The following is a 15,552-nucleotide window of genomic DNA, read 5'->3' as shown; positions in this document are numbered from 1 at the left end:
CATGACGAAGTCGATCACGGTGGACGAACGCGTCCGGCAATTGTTGTCCCGGCGTACGCCGTTTGTGCATGCGACCGTGGTGCGTGCCGGTCAACCGACATCGGCGCAGGCAGGAGATGAGGCAATTCTTCTGTCCGACGGCACAATCGAAGGTTTTGTCGGGGGGCAGTGTGCTCAGAACTCGGTGCGCCGGGCCGCGCTCGGGGCACTGCAGGGCGGCGAAAGTGTTCTGCTGCGGGTACTGCCTGACGGTGACCTGCATTTTCCTGAGGCCGCAGGTGCATCGGTTGTGGTGAATCCGTGCCTGTCCGGCGGCGCCTTGGAGATATTCCTCGAACCACAGATACCGAGTCCACTCATCCGGATCTGCGGATCGGCACCGATTGCCCAAGCGCTGTCGCAGCTGTGCGAACTCGTCGGTTTCGAGGTCGATCAGACCGGGCAGACCCATACGGCCACTGATGACGAATCGACTGATGCCGACAGTGCATTGACCGAAACCGCTGCGGTGGTGATCGCCAGCCACGGTGGCGCCGAGGCCGCGATGATCCGGTCTGCCCTCGACGCCGGCGTAGATTACATCGGGTTGGTGGCGAGCCGAATTCGCGGGGCGTCGGTTCTTGCGGAGGTCGCGCCTACCGCCGCCGAGCGCCCCCGCATCCACACACCGGTCGGTCTCGACATCGGAGCCAAGACCTCGGCAGAGATCGCGGTGTCGATCGTGGCCGAACTCATCACCGCCCGCCGTGGGGGCGGTATCGCGGCCGTGCCCCGGCCGACTGCCGTGGCGCGAGAGGCCGTGGACCCGGTGTGCGGGATGAGCGTGACCGTCGGGCCCGACGCGGTGCAGGCAGCGGTCGATGGTGCCGATCACTGGTTCTGCGGTACCGGTTGCCGCGATTCGTACCTGTCGGCGATCGGATCCCCATGACACGTGGTCGGCAAACGGCGGTGGTACTGGCCGCCGGTTCCTCCCGAAGACTCGGCGTGCCCAAACAGCTTCTGCCGTACCGGGAGACAACACTTCTCGGGGCCACGATCGACATGGTTCGCGGGTGTGGGTTCGATCAGATCGTCGTGGCACTCGGCAACGAAGCCGATGCGGTACGTGAGCGTGTCGACCTCGGTGGCGTCGATGCGGTGGACGTCGAGGACAGTGGTTTCGGCTGCGGAGCGTCCCTACGGGCAGCGGTCGGGGCGGTGGACCAGGGTGCCGCAGGTCTGATCCTGTTTCTCGGTGATCAGCCCGGGATCGAGGCAGCGACGGTCCATCGCCTGATATCGCAGGTGGACGCCGGTCCGGGCGTACCGGCGAAGATCGTGGTCACGCGATATCGCGGTCATGCCGGGCATCCGTTCTGGTTGGACCGCAGCGTCTTTGCGGCCCTTGCGCGACTCCGAGGCGACAAGGGTTTGTGGAAACTCATCGCGTCCGGGCGTTACGACACCGCAACTCTGGAGGTCGACACCCCGGTCCCGCCCGATGTCGACACCTGGGACGACTACATCGACCTGCTGTCCGCGGCGCAGACATGACAGGGGCACAGACATGACGGGGGGATTCACCGATACCGCCGACGTGGTTCGCCGGTTCGATGCGCACGACCACCTGCTGGACGTCGGTACCGCGACCGCCATCTATCTGGCCACGACCATGGGCCGGCCGCTGTTGCTCGAAGGTGAACCGGGAGTCGGCAAGACAACCGCGGCAAAGACTCTGGCACTGGTGCTCGGGGCACCTCTGGTGCGGTTGCAGTGCTACGAAGGGCTGACCGCGAACGAGGCGCTCTACGACTGGAATTACCAGCGTCAGTTGCTCAGCATCAGACTTGCCGAATCGCGGGGGACCGACATCTCCGAATCGGATCTGTTCACCGAGGCCTATCTGATCGACCGTCCGATCCTGCATTGCGTCCGACACCGCGGCGCGACGCCTCCGGTCTTGCTGATCGACGAGATTGACCGCGCCGACGACGAATTCGAGGCCCTGCTCCTGGAGTTCCTCGGCGAGGCGGCAGTCACGGTTCCTGAATTGGGCACTTTTGTTGCCCCGACTCCACCGATCGTGGTGTTGACATCCAACCGCAGCCGCGACCTTCACGACGCTCTCCGTCGCCGCTGTCTCTACCATTGGATCGACTTTCCACCGCCGGCACGCGCGGTGGCGATCGTCCGCCGGACCGTACCGGGAGCCACTGCGGCACTGATCGATCAGGCAACCCGGTTCGTTTCCCGGGCGCGTGCGCTCGATCTCGACAAACCCCCCGGCATCTCCGAGACGATCGACTGGCTGGCGGCGCTCGTGGTACTTGGTGTCGGCGATCTGGTCGCCGACGACGCGTCGGCGGCCCTCAGCGCGCTCGCCAAGACCCCCGACGACCGTATCGCCGTGCACGAGGCGTTTGTGGAGTTCGCGGGTGGGTTGAGCACAGGGTGAGAAGGCGACATCGGACGTGAGCGCTGCGGCGGGGAGAACTGTCACGTTGATGCGCGGCGTCGACCTCGCGGCGTTTGCCGTTGCCGTCGACGCCCGGCTGCGTCGTGGCGGCGTTGCCGTGTCGGCAGGCGGTCCGGCCGCGTTCGTAGAAGCGTTGCGCCACTTGGCACCCCACTCCAGAACCGAGCTGTATTGGGCGGCTCGTCTGACGCTGGTCGACCGGGTGGACGACCTGGCGGCCTTTGATGCCGTGTTCGATGCGGTGTTCGCCGATTCCGGGCTCGGGCTCGATCCGCCGGGTAGAGCCGCTCCGCGCTCCGGCGTCAGTCCATCTGTACCCGACCCCGGTGGGCCACATCCGGGACGGTCGGACGATGAGGCCGCCGGTTTGCCCTGGGCGACACGACGCACGGTTGTGGGCGCAACCGGATCGACGCCGGACGGTGCGGTATTGCCCGACCTGCTGCCCAGTCGCCTGGTGGCCAGGGTCGACGAGCCGTTCGAATCGTTCGACGCCGATGACCTGCGGGTGCTCGGTGCCTGGCTGGAACATGCGGTGGCTCGCTGGCCCCGCCGGAGATCTCGGCGCCGCGAGTACGGTCGCCGGGGCCCGGCCGTCGACTTCCGGGCGACGATGAACCATTCTCGCCGAACCGGATTCGAGGTCGCAGTCCTGGTTCGCCGACGGCCGCGTATGCGGCGGCGCCGGGTTGTCTTCGTCTGCGACGTCAGTGGTTCCATGCAGCCGTATACGACGACGTACCTGCACCTGATGCGGGCCGCGGTCGACCGGCGTTCGATGATCCGGCCCGAGGTGTTCGCGTTCGCGACGTCGTTGACCAAACTGACGGCGATCCTTGCCCACCGGTCGCCGGAAGCTGCAGTTGCGAAGGCGAACGTCAAGGTTGCCGACCGATTCGGGGGCACTCGGCTGGGCCACAGCCTGGCCGAACTCGTGGCGTCGCCTGCAGGACATTCACTCCGCGGTGCGCTCGTGGTGATCGCCTCGGATGGCTGGGACAGCGACGACCCAGATGTGGTCGCGCGGGCGATGTCCAGGATCGCCCGTCGCGCGTGGCGGGTGGTCTGGATCAATCCCCGTGCGGGAGAACCGGATTACGAGCCGAAGGCCGGGGCGATGGCCGCGGCGCTGCCGTTCTGTGACGCCCTGGTTTCGGGCCGGACGCTCGCAGAGCTACACGAGCTGTTCCTGTTGCTGGAGGATCTGGGAAACCGCGCCACGACCACCAAACCGCCCGGTCTCCTTGGCGAAAGCAATGTCAGACCACTCGTTTAGACTCGCATGTATGTTCGAATGGGAGATCGAAGATGCAGGTGGGGACGACGAAATCGGTCCCGTCTATCTGCTGCGCACCAATGAGTTGCTGCGTAACACAGAGCTGGCGATGGCCCAGCAAAGTCGCATGGAGTGGGAACGTTATGCCGCTGCTGCGATGGTGCATCGACAGCTGGTGGAACCAACGGTCGGGGCCGAGGTCGAGATGCGGGCGCTCGATCCGTTCGCCCAGTGTGCGGCGAGACTGGCTGCCTCACAAGGACTGACGCAACAGGCCGCTGAACGTCAGATAAACCGCGGGTTGGCGTTACGGGACCGCCTGCCTCGCGTCAATGCGCTGCTCAAGGCCGGACGGATCCGTGTTCACTACATCCCGGACATCATCTCCCGGACCGAGTTGATCGAAGGCTCCGAGTATATGGCCGCCATCGATCGTGAGATCGCTGAACACCTCGGCCGACGCGGTTCGTGGTCGAAGAACCGGTTGCGGGACATGGTCGATGCCACCATCTTCCGACGTGACCCCGATTTGGTGCGCAACAACCGTGAGGACGCGAAGAAGAACCGCGGCGTGTGGGGTGCGAACGCCGATCACGGTATGGCGGTGATGGATGCTCACGGCACAGCTGAAGAGATGACGATGATCATGGCCAGGTTGGAGAAGCTCGCCATGTCCACGTGCAAGGCCGATCCGCGTCGCAAGTCTGACCGGATGGCCGATGCCCTGTTCGCCACGGTAATGGGTCGTGAGTTCTATTGCCAGTGCCCGAATGATCCGAAGTATCCGTGCACCGCAGCGATTGTCACGGTCCTGGCTGATCAGGTTGTCACCGGTATCGATGTGAAGATCGTGCTGCATGTGATCTCCGATCAGGCCACCCTCGAGGGCACCGCCGACAACCCGGGCTTCCTCGACGGGCATGGGGTGATTTCTGGCGACCATGTCCGCGATATCGCAGACCGGCCGGAGACGATCAAGCGGCCGATGGGCAACAAATTCGAGTTTGCCGAACCCGAACCCGCACAACATTGTTCGGCAGATCCTGGACCCGCGCAAGCGGAACCGGCACGAGAGCGGCAACCGGAGCCTCGGCCCGGGCCGGATGGCGAGCCAAATTCCCAGCCGCCGCACCGCCCCGCGTACATGCGGGCTCCGGTGGACCCGGACGTCGACGAGGGCGCACGCGCGGCAGATGTGACCGAAGCGCCTTTTCCACAAGTGGTTCCGATGCCATCAACCCAACCCGGCGACAGCTACCGGCCATCAGTGGTTTTCGACAACTACCTCCGGATTCGGGACGTCTACTGCATGTGGCCTGGCTGTGAGCACAAGGCCTGGGGCGCCGACCTCGACCACACCCGCGAGTACAACCACCACAATCCCGAGACCGGTGGCTGCACCCATCCGTCAGAGATGAAGACGCTGTGCCGTTTTCACCATCAACTCAAGACCTACAGTGACTGGCTTGATGATCAATACCCCGATCCCAGGACCGGGCGGACCCGGCTGATCTTCACCACACCCGAAGGGCGTCACTACCACGGACCGGCCTGGACTGGTGACGACCTGTTCCCAATGTTGAGGTTGATCGTCTTCGACAACCAACGCGGATCACCGAAAGCATCACCGCCAACATCACCGTCGAGGCAGCAGCCACGCACCGCTGCCAAACATGCACGCCGTCAACACGAACGACTCGCCAACCGTCGGCAACGTGAACGGGAAGCCGCCCACCGCCAAGCACTCGGCGACGAACGAGGAAGGAACGAACCACCACCGGCCTTCTAGATGTCTTCCCACGAGAACGATTTCGCCGGACGGTTCCTGAGCGCTGTCCGTTCCTGAGAGCTACCGGAACGTCTTCTCGAGGAACTCGAGGACGGTGTCTTCGGCGACGGCGTCGCTGCTGTAACCCAGATATCCGTCGGGTCGGATTATGAAAATGGAATGATCTTCGGCGCCATAAGCTTTGGCGAAATTGCCGGAGTCGTCGCGGATGACGGGCAGGGTGGTCGTTCCGATGGCTGCGGCCGCCGCGGCAACGATGTACACATCGAGTTCACCGTGAGTGGCCGTCTGCGCGGCTGCCACAATGGACTCGAGATCCACGAGTTCGGCGACATCGGCCGGCTCGCTGAGGTAGATGATCGCGGTGTGCCGCAGGCGATCGAACAGTGAGAACAGCCGGAACGGATCGGTCACGATGTCGCGGGACAGGCCGGTGGCATCCGGTGCGCGCACGCCCGGAGCGATCAGCGAGCCCTCGGCGGCAGGGGATCCGACGATCGGGCTGCCCGCGTAGTCGATGAGGAGTTGGGCCTCCCGGAGCATCAACTGTTCGGGGCTGGTCTCGTCGGCGTCGATCCCTTCCCTGGCGTTGCGCACGGTGCGATCGACAACCTCCTCGCCGACCGGTCGGCGTTCGGCGTCATAGCTCGACAGCAGGCCGTCCGATGCGTTGCCGTTGACGGCGAGGGCGAGTTTCCATGCCAGATTGTGCGCGTCCTGCACGCCGGTGTTCATCCCTTGCGCCCCGGTTGGCGGATGGATGTGTGCGGCGTCGCCGGCCACAAAGACCCGGTCGCGTCCGTACGAGTCGACGATTCGGTGACTGATCCGGAACACCGATGCCCACCGGAGGTTCTTTGCCGTCGTGGGTTCTGGGGCGAGCCGGTCGAGGACGGCCTGAATGTGCGCGAGGTCGGGTTTGGGGCCGGACTCGAAACCGTGCGCGATCGCACCGGCATCGGCGGGCTTCACCGCGGCCAGGTCGTCGGGGACAAGCATCGACATCCGGTAGCGTCCGCGACCGGGAAGCGGGATGCAGACGAGTAGGTCGTCGGTGGTGCCTTCGGTCTGGTGCATCACCCGCACCCCGTACCCGGGCGGCTGCACCCATTCGACCTCGACGTCGCCGAGCATGTACTGCTCCTCGAATGCCGCGCCCTCGAACGTCAATCCGAGTGTTTTGCGGGTGATGCTGTGGGCACCGTCGCAGCCCACCAGGTACTGCGCGGTGACGATCTCCTCGCCGTCGGGGCCTGCCAGCACTGCGGTGACCTCTTTGTCGTCCTGGTCGAAACGTGACAGCGAGGTTCCGCGTTCGATCGGCAGATCCAGCGTCGCGAGGCGGTCGCGGAGGATGCGCTCGGTCTCGTACTGGGGGATGGACGCGAAACCGAAGGGCACATCGGCAGGCAGGGCGAGGTCGATCCGGGACACTTCGATGCCGTTGACGTAGACGACCTGCCCACGCATCTGGATCGACGCGTCGAGGATCTGGCGCAGCACACCCATCCCCTCGAATACCTCGAGCGTGCGGGGCTGGACGCCGACGGCCTTCGCGTATTGCGGGGGCTCGAGGAGTGGATCAACGATTCGGCAGCGGATCCCGCGCCGCCGGAGCTCGATCGCTGCGGTCAGGCCGATCGGACCGGCTCCGGCTATCAAAACGTCTGTATCGAACACCCGTGGACCACCCTTCTGATGCTGCGTCTGCTCGCATTGTGCCGCCGCGGTCCGCGCGTTGCGGTGCATTCGGTCACATTCGGTTCTCGTTGTCGCAGGTCAGGAGTTGCCGTCCGAGCGACTTCCACCCCAACGGAATGAATCGGACCATAGTCCGGTTAGATCGTATGTAGCCCCAGTCACCAGACTTTCAAGGAGAACCACATGAGCGCCACCATCACCACCACAGATCTCGGCACCGGCACCTGGACCATCGATCCGACCCACTCGGCCGTCGCCTTCTCCGTTCGCCATCTCATGGTGAGCAAGGTTCGCGGAAACTTCGAGACCTTCTCGGGAGCCATCACCGTCGACGAGAACGGCGTCCCGTCGGTCACCGCCGAGATCGACGTCGCATCGATCAACACCGGAAACGAAGGCCGCGACGGCCACATCCGCTCGGCAGACTTCTTCGAGGTCGAGAAGTACCCGACCGCGACCTTCACCTCGACGGCGGTCAAGGCCGACGGCGATGACTACCTGGTCGACGGCGACTTCAGCCTCCATGGCGTGACCCGTCCGGTCACCCTCAAGCTCGAGTTCAACGGTGTCAACCCCGGTATGGGCAACGGCCCGGTTGCCGGCTTCGAGGCCTCGGTTGTCCTCAACCGCAAGGACTTCGGCATCAACATCGACATGCCCCTGGAGACCGGCGGCAGCGTTGTCGGCGACAAGATCACCATCACGCTGGAGATCGAAGCCGCCAAGACTGCCTAGTCTCGCACTGACCTGCGCAGCAATATCGACCGCCTGATCGGCTGACCATCACCGGCCATCAGGTTCCCCGAAGCGGCGGCCCTGTGACCGGAAGATCCCGGACGCGGGGCCGCCGCTGGCATTCGGTCGGCCCGGCTCTGTCAGCGGGGCGACACCTCGAAGCGGTGCCGCAGCCATGCTTCGATATCGAGTAGAGCGCGGCGGCCGATGGGCGTGGCATGGTTGGCGAATCCATGGGGGACATGGGGATAGAGGCGCAAGTCGACATTGTTGCCTGCCGCAGACAACCGAGCCACCATTGCAAGGTTCTCGGCCAGCAGCACATCGTCGGACCCGACCACAACGAGGGTTGGCGGCAGGTCGTTCAGGTCGCCGAACGTCGGAGAGATATCCGGAACCGTGCGGTCGCTGATATGGCCGACGTACGCCTCGATGAAGTACTCGTCGGCGATGGTTCGCCCAGCAGGGGTTTGGGCGCTCATGTCATAGGTGCCTGCCTCCAGGACAGCGCCGAGAAATGACATCGCAAGGCCTCGCTCGCGAAGGCGCAACAGCGTCGTCGCGGCCAAGGTCGAACCCGCAGACATACCCCCTATGACGAGCTGGGTTGTGCCGAACCGTTCGGCTGCGACGTCAAGCAGCCACAGAGCTGCCGCTTCACAATCGTCCGGCGCTGCCGGCCAAGGGGATTCGGGCGCGAGTCGGTAGTCGACGCACACCACAACCGCCCCGACTGCATCCGCAAGTCTTGTGTTCCGAGCATCCGCACTGGCAGCTGAACTCATGTAGAAGCCGCCGCCCGGGACGTACAGATAGACCCCGGTCACCTCCTTGTCTTTCGGAGTGATCACGCGCAATGACACACTTCGGCCGCCGATGTCGACCGTCTGCACAACAGCTCGGGTTGTTGATGTGTGGTCAGCCGCCCTCGAGGCACGCACCACAAGGACTTCCTCTGGAGAATTCGGGCCGACGCCGGCAGGCCGAGTCTCGTAGAAGGCCTGTGTGATCGACCGATCATCACCGGACACCGGTTCGAACAGATCAGTCAGTGAAAGTTTCACAAGGCTCCGGTGATTGTCGGGTCGTGCTGCCATCAGGCGGCAGCTGTTATTTGGTCGCTTGCCAACGCGGAGTGAAGCCGGTCATGAGCACATCGACGAGGTCTTCGATGAACTTCAGATCAACCGGCTCCCTCGTCAGCAGGACGCGCGCGTAGATCGGAGCGTGGATCACTTCGAGAACCAGCGGGTAGTCGGGTTGGGTGGAGATGTCGACCTCTCCACGGTCGGCGGAGCGCGCGAAAACCGATTCCAGTATTTCGATTCGCGCTCGGGTCATCCGGCGCTGCAGTTCGACGAGTGGGCCGACGTCGATGGGCATGGCCACCAGACGCAAGAGGGTTTTGACCTGGGGATCGGTCAGCGCGGTGTGGAGGTCGATCGTCAGAGAGATCAGATCCCCGCGCAGGGAACCGGTGTCGGGCGCTATGACCGTGGGATCGAATTGATCGACCAATGCCTCGGTGACCAGCTCTTCCTTGGTCTTCCATCGTCGATAGATGGACGTGACGTGGACGCCCGCCCGATCCGCGATCTGGGCGATGGTGAGTTTGTCGAGACCGACCTTGAGGAGCTCGTTGACGGCCGCCGACATCACGCCATCCCGGACGGCCGCCCCGCGGCGGTGTGACCGGACCCGTGATGTCGTCTCTGGAATGGGGTCCGAAGACCCGGTCTGACGCACCTATCGACTCTAACGCAACTCAAGTTGCTTTATGTATAGTTGCGGTAACTTCGATCGAGACCTGGCCGCGCCCGTGGTCTGGCGATCGGCGGCGAGAGAAGGTGGACCTTGGCGGCGCACCAGTCCAGCCGACGTTCGCGGCTGGCCGACGCCTTCAAGAGCATTCGTCGAATCGATGATCGGATCGACCACTATTTCGTCGACGTACCCGACCCGAGTCTGGACGGTCCGGCCAGTCGCCGGCATGTGGCCAACCGCTTTGTGGTCCTTGCGCTGATCGGTATCGCGATCAGCAATCTGGCTGCCGCATTCGAGACCGTGGTCATGATCCAGTTGGTGATGACCGGCGGCGAATTGAGTGTGCCGGACATGATCGACGCGGCGAACATTCCGGTCCTGATCAGTTCGGTTGTCATCGGTTTGCTGTTCGGCGGTGCAGTGAGCACTGCCGTGTTGTATCCGCAGCTCGTGTGGTTCGTGAAAGCCGTTCCGGCGTCACCGGATCGGCGCAGATCGATCCAGATGATGCCGCTGCAACAGGCGGGTGCGACGTTGCTCACCTGGGCGATCGGCGCGCTGATCTACATCCCGTTCGGACTCGGTGGTACCGCTGTGGAGTTCGTGGTGTTCGGTTCGGCCTTCCTGATGGCGGGGACGTCGGCCGCCTGTCTGACGTACCTCTTCGTCGAACGGGTGTCGCGGCCACTCGTGGCGATCGCGTTGCGCGACGGGGTACTCGGCCGCTCCATCCTCGGGGTTCGTGAACGCCTGATAGCGGTGTGGATCGTGTTCTGCGCTGTCCCGCTGGTGGGGCTCATCGCCATCAACGTCGGCCGGTTGCCGGAGTGGATCCCCGCGAGCAGATATGTCGTGGATGTCCCGACGGTGGTCCTTGCCGTCTTCTGCCTCGTCGGCGGTGTCCGGGCGACCGTACTCGTGTCACGTTCGATCACCGACCCGCTCGGCGAGATCCGCAGCGGGATGGAACGGGTGAAGGCCGGGCAGTCGCATCCGGTTCTGGATGTCTACGACTCGTCCGAACTCGGAATCCTCCAGCAGGGCTTCAACGACATGGTGTCGGGGCTCGCCGAGCGTGAGCAGATCAGGGAACTGTTCGAACGGCACGTCGGTGACGGCGTGGCGAAGCTGGCGCTGCAACAGGGTGCGGGTTTTCATGGCGAGAACACATTCGTCGGCGTGATCTTCGTCGATGTCCAGGGGTCGACAAAGCTTGCGGAACGAGAAGCGCCCGAGACCGTCGCGGCCCTGCTCAACAGCTTTTTTGCCATCGTCGCGGAGGTGGTGGACCGGCACAGCGGATTCATCAACAAGTTCGAGGGTGATGCGGCGCTGGCGATCTTCGGTGCGCCCAGTGCGGTCTCCGACCCGGCGGGCGCCGCGCTGGCCGCTGCTCGCGAACTCCACGCAGAGCTCGAAGTGCTTCGACCACTCCACTTTTCGATCGGGGTCTCGGCGGGGACCGTGTTCGCCGGAAACATCGGTGCGGTCAAACGCTATGAGTACACGGTGATCGGGGACGCGGTGAACGAGGCGGCCCGCTTGTCCGAGGCCGCCAAATCGGTTCGCGCGCACGTCCTGGCCAGCGGATCGGCAATCGAGCACTCCGACGATGAACACGGTCACTGGGATTCGATCGGATCCCTGGTGCTGCGGGGGCGCGCGGTGCCGACCGATCTTTACACGATTCCCGTCGACAGCGAGCAGGGGAGCCGTAGCCTGAAATCACTGATAGGCACTGCATTCAAGATCCCGACAACCGTGGTGTCCGGCGCCTTCGGCGACGGAACCCGGTCACTGTTCGGAATGCGGGACCGGAGATAGCAGAAACGTACGCATCGATGCTCGAACGACGAGGGGAATGGTTGACGCGATGACATGGACCACGACGGATATCGGTGATCAGAGTGGACGCACGTTCCTGATCACGGGAGCGAACAGCGGACTGGGTGAACAAACCGCCCTGGCGCTGGGAGCGGCGGGTGCCAACGTGATCCTCGCCTGCCGGACGACGGCAAAAGCAGAACCCGTGGCCGCCCGGATCGGGGCCAACGCCACCATCACCGAACTCGATCTCGCCGATCTCGCCAGTGTTCGGGCGTGCGCGGAACGGACCGGTCCGATCGATGTCCTGATCAACAACGCCGGCGTCATGGCAATACCGCTGCGGCGCACGGTCGAAGGTTTCGAGATGCAGATGGGTACCAATCACTTCGGGCATTTTGCGCTCACGGGGCTGCTGCTGCCCAAGATCTCCGACCGGGTCGTCACCGTGTCATCAGCCATGCACAAGATCGGCAAGATCGACCTCGAGGACCCCAATTACCGGCAACGCTCATACTCGCGATGGCCGGCTTACGGGCAGTCGAAACTGGCCAATCTGCTGTTCTCGTACGAGCTCGCGCGGCGGCTCGCCGCCGCCGGGTCATCGGTCAAATCGATGGCGGCCCATCCCGGGTACGCCGCCACCGGATTGCAGGGGCACTCAGAATCGGTCTGGGATCGCTTGATGGTCATCGGAAACCTGATGGCTCAGCCGGCTGCCGACGGCGCCCTGCCCAGCCTGTATGCCGCGACCTCGGACCAGGCACGGTCCGGCGGCTTCTACGGCCCGACCAAACTCGGCGGGTCACGCGGCGCACCGGGACCGGCCACGGGTAACAAGCGTTCTCGTGACGAACTCGTCGCCGCTGGACTCTGGGAACTGTCGGAATCGCTGACCGGCGTGACCTACTCGGTGGATCCGGCGTCCTCGAACTGATGGGGTGGACGGCGGACGACGTACCAGATCAGACCGGCCGCACGTTTGTGATCACCGGCGCCAACGGTGGGCTCGGTGAACACATCACGAGCTCCTTGGCAGGCAAAGGCGCAAAAGTGATCATGGCCTGCCGTGACACCGCGAAGGCCGATCGGCTGGCGCAGCGGATCGGTGGCGACCTCGAGGTGGCCCATCTTGATCTCGGGGATCTGTCGTCGGTTCGCGCATTCGCCGAACAGGTCGGGGAGTGCGATGTTCTGATCAACAACGCCGGAGTGATGAACACGCCGTTCCGGCTCACCGTGGACGGCTTCGAAACGCAGTTCGGCGTCAACCATCTCGGTCACTTCGCACTCACCGGCCAACTGCTCGACCGCGTCAGTGACCGTGTGGTCACCGTGTCGAGCATCGCGCACCGGCAGACGCCTGCGCTGCACGTCGACGACCTCAACTACGACAACCGGCGGTACGTGCGTGCGGTTGCCTACGGGCAGTCGAAACTCGCCAACCTGATGTTCGCACGTGAACTCCAGCGGCGATTGCAGGCGGCGGGGTCACCGAAGCGGTCCTACGCGGTGCATCCGGGCGTCTCGTCGACCGAATTGTTCTCTCACACAGAGACTTTTGTCGACAAGCTGGCCAAGCCGGCAACCAGGCTGGTGGGACATCATCCGCGTAAAGCCGCGCAGTCGGCGATATTTGCCGCCACTGCACGCGATGCCGATCCGGGTATCTATTGGGGACCGACGCGGTTGATGGGCATGCGCGGGCCTGTTGGTGAATCGCCGTCCACGACGTTGTCCAAGGACTCCGTGCTCGCGGCACAACTCTGGGCGGCGTCGGAGAAGCTGACCGGCGTGACCTATTCGCTCTGAAGGAGCCTCGGACGGACCGCGAGCGATCATTAATCTCACCCGCGATGCAGGTATGATCTCCGTCACATGTTGCTGAATTGTCGAGTGTAGAAAGACGGTTCGGATCGGGCTGGTTCCACTGAACAATTGACGGAATCGGATCGTCGGTTCCACTACTGACCCTAACGGTCAATCAAGTGTGGTGAATCGTCAAATGTGTGCTGTTGCGCGAACGCAATCGAGCGGCGATGCTCACAACTTACTGATTCGAACATCAACTCGTCCAAGACATTCGGAGTTCTGCATGCGCGTTTCTTCCGCGGGGTGGGCTTTCGCAATCAGGGGTTCGTGCGTTGTGGGCGGGGTTTGATGATGGGATTTCGTTCTCTCGGTGGAGCATGACCATGCGCCTCGAGGACTTGATTGTCGAGAAGAGTCGGATAGCGGGCGAGCCGTCCGATGATTTCGACGGTCACGTACGACTTCAAAGCATGAATAGTCGCGCTCGGTGTCTTGGTGCCGTGATGCTGACGATCGTCACATTGTCCGTGAGCGTCGGGTATATCTACTGGCTCACCTTCGCGGGGACCCCGGTTGTCGAACGGGTTTCCGTCGCCGGCCCAATCGTCTTCGTGTTACTCGCGATCTCGCTGCTCATCGAATCCTCGAGAATGATCCTCACCTGCATGCTGGCCACGTCCACGGTCCTGGTGAAGAAGCCGGTCGTGATCAGGCCCAGGGACGGTCTGAACGTGGCGCTGTTCATCACCTTTGTTCCGGCCAGCGAGGACATCGATGTTCTGGCGGGAACTCTGCGTGCGGCCAAACTGATCGATCACCACGTCCAGAACGAAAATGGTGTGGAATCAGGCACTTTCGATGTCTTTGTGCTCGATGAAGGTGATCCGGACGATCCGCAGCGGGTTCCCCGCCTGATCGAGTCGATCAACGACGAGGTCAGCGGCAACATGATCCACCACTTCAGCAGGCTCGGGATGCCTGGTTACCACGCCGGTGAAAAGTTCTCGACCAAAACCAAGTACGGAAACATCAATTCCGCGTTCGACTGGTTGAGCACCACGGACCGTTTCCCCGACTACGACGTCATCATGGGATTGGATCCCGACCATGTTCCGCTCCCGGAGTTCGGTGATCGCATGCTCGGCTATTTCGAGGACCCGGATATCGCCTACGTCTCGGGTCCCCAGGCCTATGCAAATGCGACGTCCAATGTTGTCGCGAAACTGGCCGAGTCACAGCAGTTCCCGTTCCACGCCCTGATCCAGACCGCCGCCAACACGTACTGGGCGCCGATGCTTGTCGGCACAAGTTATGCAATCCGCAGCGATGTGTTGCGCCAGATCGACGGCATCCAGTCCTCGATCACCGAAGACATGGCCACCAGTTTCGAAGTCCTCTGCCGAACCAACCCGCAAACCGGTCGTCTGTGGAAAGGCGTGTACACGCCCGACCTCCTTGCCCACGGTCAGGGCCCGGACACCTGGGGAAGCTTCTACAAACAGCAGACCCGTTGGGCGCGAGGAGCGTTGGAACAGATGTTCGCCGGGCCATTTCTGCGTCAGATGTGGGGAATGCGGCGCAGCCCACTGCGCATCGTGCATTACCTGTTGTTGATGTCGTTCTATCCGGTGATGGCGGTGACGTGGCTACTGGGTGCGGCCAATGCGATGCTGTTCGCCATCTACGGCGTGAGCGCGACCGGCGTCGCCCCGGACGATTGGCTGCTCTTCTACGGCTGGGTCTCGGTGCTCCAGATGTCGGTCTACGTCGCGTCACGGCGTCACAACGTCAGCCCCTACGAGGTCGGGCGGTCGTGGGGTGTCTACGGAATGTTCATGAGCGTGGTCACCGCGCCGGTCTACGCCGCAGCGTTGATCAAGATGGTGCTCCGACGAAAGACCGGCTTCGAGGTGACACCCAAAGGTGTGCACAGCAACCGGGATACCTGGTTCGCCTTCCGGCTCAACATCATCTGGCTGCTGTTCTATGTGGTAGTGATCGCTCTCATCTGTGTCAACGGCTACGCCGATGCGGCGACACTACTGTGGCCGCTGTCCGCGGCCGCGCTGTCGGCATCGCCGATTGTGATCTGGCGTCTGTCGACCGCCAGAGCGCAGGCTGCCGCGGTGCCCGCCGACGGTGAACTCCAGACGCCTGCTCGCACGCCGGTGAGCGCTTGACTCCCCGCACAGG

General features: G+C 63.5%; 13 protein-coding genes. 10 read left to right on the top strand and 3 right to left on the bottom strand.

The window, feature by feature from the left end:
• Window position 1 precedes the first annotated feature (1 nt).
• From AC1TQG_RS22095 to AC1TQG_RS22075, 5 genes are read left to right on the top strand one after another with little or no spacing between them, the layout of a single operon-like run.
• Window positions 2–931: an XdhC family protein gene (locus AC1TQG_RS22095; protein ID WP_482140273.1), complete on the top strand. Its 930-nt coding sequence runs from the start codon at window positions 2–4 to the stop codon at window positions 929–931.
• Complete coding sequence (locus tag AC1TQG_RS22090) at window positions 928–1,536, top strand: nucleotidyltransferase family protein (RefSeq protein ID WP_482140271.1); 609 nt, start codon at window positions 928–930, stop codon at window positions 1,534–1,536. Before AC1TQG_RS22095 ends, AC1TQG_RS22090 begins: the two co-directional genes overlap by 4 nt.
• 13 nt (window positions 1,537–1,549) lie before the next feature.
• The gene (locus AC1TQG_RS22085) at window positions 1,550–2,437 is read left to right on the top strand and encodes an AAA family ATPase (protein ID WP_482140269.1); all 888 of its coding nucleotides are present in this window, start codon (window positions 1,550–1,552) and stop codon (window positions 2,435–2,437) included.
• Window positions 2,438–2,486: 49 nt separating this feature from the next.
• Entirely contained in the window at window positions 2,487–3,734 is a 1,248-nt protein-coding gene (locus AC1TQG_RS22080; RefSeq protein WP_482141415.1) for a vWA domain-containing protein, read from the top strand.
• Between the two features lie 10 nt (window positions 3,735–3,744).
• A complete protein-coding gene (locus tag AC1TQG_RS22075; RefSeq protein ID WP_482140267.1) occupies window positions 3,745–5,523 on the top strand; it encodes a DUF222 domain-containing protein in 1,779 nt (592 codons plus the stop codon).
• 60 nt (window positions 5,524–5,583) lie between these two features.
• Here AC1TQG_RS22075 and AC1TQG_RS22070 read toward each other — a convergent pair whose 3' ends face one another.
• Complete coding sequence (locus AC1TQG_RS22070) at window positions 5,584–7,203, bottom strand: FAD-dependent monooxygenase (RefSeq protein WP_482141413.1); 1,620 nt, start codon at window positions 7,201–7,203, stop codon at window positions 5,584–5,586.
• Window positions 7,204–7,407: 204 nt separating this feature from the next.
• Between AC1TQG_RS22070 and AC1TQG_RS22065 the strand changes: the two genes are divergently transcribed.
• Complete coding sequence (locus AC1TQG_RS22065; protein ID WP_482140265.1) at window positions 7,408–7,959, top strand: YceI family protein; 552 nt, start codon at window positions 7,408–7,410, stop codon at window positions 7,957–7,959.
• Window positions 7,960–8,099: 140 nt separating this feature from the next.
• Here the strand turns inward: AC1TQG_RS22065 and AC1TQG_RS22060 are convergent, their stop codons facing one another.
• Together AC1TQG_RS22060 and AC1TQG_RS22055 are read right to left on the bottom strand one after the other, a co-directional pair.
• Window positions 8,100–9,023: an alpha/beta hydrolase gene (locus tag AC1TQG_RS22060; protein ID WP_482140263.1), complete on the bottom strand. Its 924-nt coding sequence runs from the start codon at window positions 9,021–9,023 to the stop codon at window positions 8,100–8,102.
• Window positions 9,024–9,069: 46 nt separating this feature from the next.
• Window positions 9,070–9,705: a TetR/AcrR family transcriptional regulator gene (locus AC1TQG_RS22055; RefSeq protein ID WP_482140261.1), complete on the bottom strand. Its 636-nt coding sequence runs from the start codon at window positions 9,703–9,705 to the stop codon at window positions 9,070–9,072.
• A gap of 108 nt (window positions 9,706–9,813) precedes the next feature.
• Here AC1TQG_RS22055 and AC1TQG_RS22050 point away from each other — a divergent pair, with 108 nt between their 5' ends.
• The 4 genes from AC1TQG_RS22050 to AC1TQG_RS22035 all read left to right on the top strand — a co-directional run bounded on the left by AC1TQG_RS22050 (window position 9,814) and on the right by AC1TQG_RS22035 (window position 15,539).
• Entirely contained in the window at window positions 9,814–11,547 is a 1,734-nt protein-coding gene (locus tag AC1TQG_RS22050; RefSeq protein WP_482140259.1) for an adenylate/guanylate cyclase domain-containing protein, read from the top strand.
• Window positions 11,548–11,596: 49 nt separating this feature from the next.
• Complete coding sequence (locus AC1TQG_RS22045) at window positions 11,597–12,484, top strand: oxidoreductase (protein WP_482140257.1); 888 nt, start codon at window positions 11,597–11,599, stop codon at window positions 12,482–12,484.
• The gene (locus AC1TQG_RS22040; protein ID WP_482140255.1) at window positions 12,484–13,359 is read left to right on the top strand and encodes an oxidoreductase; all 876 of its coding nucleotides are present in this window, start codon (window positions 12,484–12,486) and stop codon (window positions 13,357–13,359) included. Before AC1TQG_RS22045 ends, AC1TQG_RS22040 begins: the two co-directional genes overlap by 1 nt.
• A 503-nt stretch (window positions 13,360–13,862) precedes the next feature.
• Window positions 13,863–15,539: a glycosyltransferase family 2 protein gene (locus AC1TQG_RS22035; RefSeq protein ID WP_482140253.1), complete on the top strand. Its 1,677-nt coding sequence runs from the start codon at window positions 13,863–13,865 to the stop codon at window positions 15,537–15,539.
• The last annotated feature ends 13 nt before the right edge of the window (window positions 15,540–15,552 follow it).

The organism is Williamsia sp. Y844 (assembly GCF_056786475.1).
The sequence above is the reverse complement of the archived record's forward strand: the minus strand, read 5'-3'. Positions and strand labels throughout refer to the sequence as shown.